Here is a 2,757-nt window from a genome sequence, read left to right on the forward strand (position 1 = left end):
CCCCACCGTGCTCGTCGCGTTGGTGCTGGCGCAGCAGCACGTTCGCGTCTGTCACCGCACTGCCGTCGAACGCCGCCCGCGCCCTGTCCCGCCGCAGCGCCAGCTCCTCACAGCTCGCGCACCCTGGCACCGGGGAGGGCGGTCGCGTCGGATCGGCCGACAGACCTTCCCTGGAACGGTCGTTGAGCGCGCGTACGCCCGCGCTGAGCCGTTCCTCCGGTGTCGCCTCGCGGATTCTCGCCGGGTCGGCCTGCCATTCCCGGCCGCCGCCGACCGGGCGCAGCATCACATACGGGCCGGTTCTGTCCTGGTACTCGCCGACCTTGCGCGTCTGGGGGTCGTAGACGAGCGTTCCCGGTTCCATTCCGTGCACCTCCGTCACTCTGGGTGTGTTGAGCGTTGCGCAGGGGAACGGTCCGGATCAATGCTTTGCGTGTGACACCGGTGCACTGTCACGGAGGGGGAGCCGTGAGCCGACGGAACGGCGGGGCGAGTACGGCGGCGGTATTCGGGGAGGTCCTGCGGCACTTCCGTGAGGCCGCGCTGCTCACGCAGGAGGGTCTGGCCAGACAGATCCCATGCGACCGTTCGCATGTGGCGCGGGTCGAGGGCGGTACGAGGGTTCCGCAGGACACGTTCGCCAAGACATGTGACGAAGTGTTGTGCACGGGCGGGGTGTTGCTTCGGCTGTGGACCAGGATCGACTGGTATCCGCAGGTGGAGCATCCGGACTGGTTCCGGCGGCGCGCCGAGATGGACGAGGTTGCCGTCACCCTTCGGGAGTACCAGGAGCGGGTCATTCCCGGGCTGTTGCAGACGGCGGACTACGCCCGTGCGCTGTTCTCGCGGCTGGTGAGTGGCGAGGAGTTGGAGGACCGGGTGCGAGCCCGACTGAGCCGTCAGCAACGCTTCCTGGCGGAGAGGGGCCCGCTGTACCTCGTCGTCCTGGACGAGAGCTGCCTACGCAACGTCGTCGGCAACCCGGGCGTGATGAGGGACCAGTGCGCGCACCTGCTGGACGTCGGGCGGCGACCCAACATCCGTATCCAGGTCGCCCCCGCGGACCGCCTCGGCCTGTTCCGCCCCAGCGGCTCCATGTCGTTGATCGAGCTGCCGGACGGGCATCGGTGGGTCTACTCGGAGTCCTTGGATCGCGGCCACTTCAGCGACGATCCGGCCCTCTACGCACGCCACAGCCACTCCTATGATGTGCTCAGGGCGGACGCTCCGTCAGCCCCCGGGTCCGCCGCTCTGATCAGCGACGTGATGGAGAGGTACCAGCATCATGAAGAAGCCCGAACTCAGCGCGGCACGGTGGATCAAGAGCAGCTACAGCGACGCCAATGGCGGCAACTGCATCGAAATAGCCCCCGATTTCCCCGCCACCGTCCCCGTCCGCGACAGCAAGAACCCTGACGGACCGGTCCTGGTCGTAGGCCGGTCCGCCTGGTCGGCGTTCATCGACTCCGTACGCTGAACTACTGCCCGCTCACCATCTGCAGGATCCGGTTGGCCGCCTCCGCGACCGGCTGGCCCACCGCTCCGACGGCCGCGGCGATCGCGGCGACAGCCAGCAGCGCACGGTGCCGCTCCTGCGCCGGCGCCGCGTCCGCGGCCAGCACCGGCAGGGACTCGTCGATGAGCTGCGCGCTCGGCTGCGGCAGCTGGTCGCGCAACTCCCGTACCTCACGGATCAGTTCGGCGAGGGCCAGCCGCAGGGCGGGGTCCGTGTCGCCCGTGGCCCCGTTCTTCACGATGCCCGTGTTGCCGCTGCCGCCGTGCATGCTGACGTTGTCGCCGTAGTAGTAGTTGTTGCCGCTCATGCCGCGATCCCCGTGTTCCCGCTGCCGCCGTACATGTTCACGCTGTCACCGAAGTGGTAGTTGGTGGGCGAGTTGATCGTCAGGCGCTCCACCGTAACCCGGAACTCGGCGTCGGGGTTCTCCAGCGCGCCCGCGACGTAGCCCACGAGCTGGTCGAGGTGCTGCGGGTTCCGGCTGGTCACCATCGCCGTGGACGGGCCGGCCGTCTCGACGGCGAGGACGTAGTGCGACTGGGCCGTGACGACGGAGAGCATGTCCACGAAGAAGTAGATCAGCGCGGCGCCCGTACCGAGCCACACGATCGTCAGGACCCCGGTACCCGTCGACCTGCCGTCGATGAACGTCAGACTGCCGATGATCGACAGACCGATCCCCACGGCCAGGGTGATCAAGGCGCGGGTCAGGAAGCGGAAGACCGCCTCCTTGCGCTTGGGATGCAGGGTGAAGGTGTACACCCGGGCGATGTTGCGCAAGGGGTATGCGGCCGTGCCGACCCATAACAGGCGTTTGTGGACGCGAAGTTCGACGTCCGTCATGGCGCGCGGCGGAGTGGAGGGCGGGGGCGGTACGTCCCACTGCCCCGGTGGCTGCTGTGTCTCCATGGGCACCATTGGCGACCATGTGCTTACCGAGGGCAAGTGGTTTCACACGGGCGGGAGAGCCGGTGCCTTCAGGACTCGTCGCGCTTCGGGTCGTCGTCCCTGTTCTTGTCCTCGTCGAGCGACTTCAGGAAGTCCGGATTGTCGTCGGGCGCCACCCACTGCCGGGGACGCTCAGCCGAAGGCACCCGCTTCTTTCCGGCGATGAGCCAGGAGATCGACCCGACGAGGGGGAACAGCAGGACAAGGAGCGCCCACAGCGGCTTGGGCATGTGGCGGATCTCGTCGTCCTTCGTGCTGATGCAGTCGATGAACGCGTACACGCTGAGCGCCAG

General features: G+C 67.9%; 5 protein-coding genes and 1 pseudogene. 2 read left to right on the top strand and 4 right to left on the bottom strand.

Going from position 1 to position 2,757, the window contains the following annotated elements:
- Window positions 1-364, bottom strand: a pseudogene (locus ABT116_RS42010) (hypothetical protein); the annotation flags it as partial.
- Between the two features lie 104 nt (window positions 365-468).
- Between ABT116_RS42010 and ABT116_RS42015 the strand changes: the two are divergent.
- Both ABT116_RS42015 and ABT116_RS42020 read left to right on the top strand, forming a co-directional pair.
- Window positions 469-1,416: a helix-turn-helix domain-containing protein gene (locus ABT116_RS42015; RefSeq protein WP_351645656.1), complete on the top strand. Its 948-nt coding sequence runs from the start codon at window positions 469-471 to the stop codon at window positions 1,414-1,416.
- Window positions 1,364-1,477, top strand: a complete 114-nt coding sequence (locus ABT116_RS42020; protein WP_351645665.1) for a DUF397 domain-containing protein — start codon at window positions 1,364-1,366, stop codon at window positions 1,475-1,477. Before ABT116_RS42015 ends, ABT116_RS42020 begins: the two co-directional genes overlap by 53 nt.
- 1 nt (window position 1,478) lies before the next feature.
- Here ABT116_RS42020 and ABT116_RS42025 read toward each other — a convergent pair whose 3' ends face one another.
- From ABT116_RS42025 to ABT116_RS42035, 3 genes are all read right to left on the bottom strand, one after another.
- Complete coding sequence (locus tag ABT116_RS42025; protein WP_351645659.1) at window positions 1,479-1,823, bottom strand: hypothetical protein; 345 nt, start codon at window positions 1,821-1,823, stop codon at window positions 1,479-1,481.
- Complete coding sequence (locus tag ABT116_RS42030) at window positions 1,820-2,425, bottom strand: DUF6232 family protein (RefSeq protein WP_351645661.1); 606 nt, start codon at window positions 2,423-2,425, stop codon at window positions 1,820-1,822. The genes ABT116_RS42025 and ABT116_RS42030 overlap by 4 nt, the downstream gene beginning before the upstream one ends.
- Before the next feature lie 68 nt (window positions 2,426-2,493).
- A partial coding sequence (locus ABT116_RS42035; protein ID WP_351645663.1) for a PLD nuclease N-terminal domain-containing protein occupies window positions 2,494-2,757 on the bottom strand: 264 nt, incomplete at its 5' end.

Origin of the sequence: Streptomyces sp. NPDC002130 (assembly GCF_040296465.1) — a bacterium.
Taxonomy (GTDB): Bacteria; Actinomycetota; Actinomycetes; order Streptomycetales; family Streptomycetaceae; genus Streptomyces.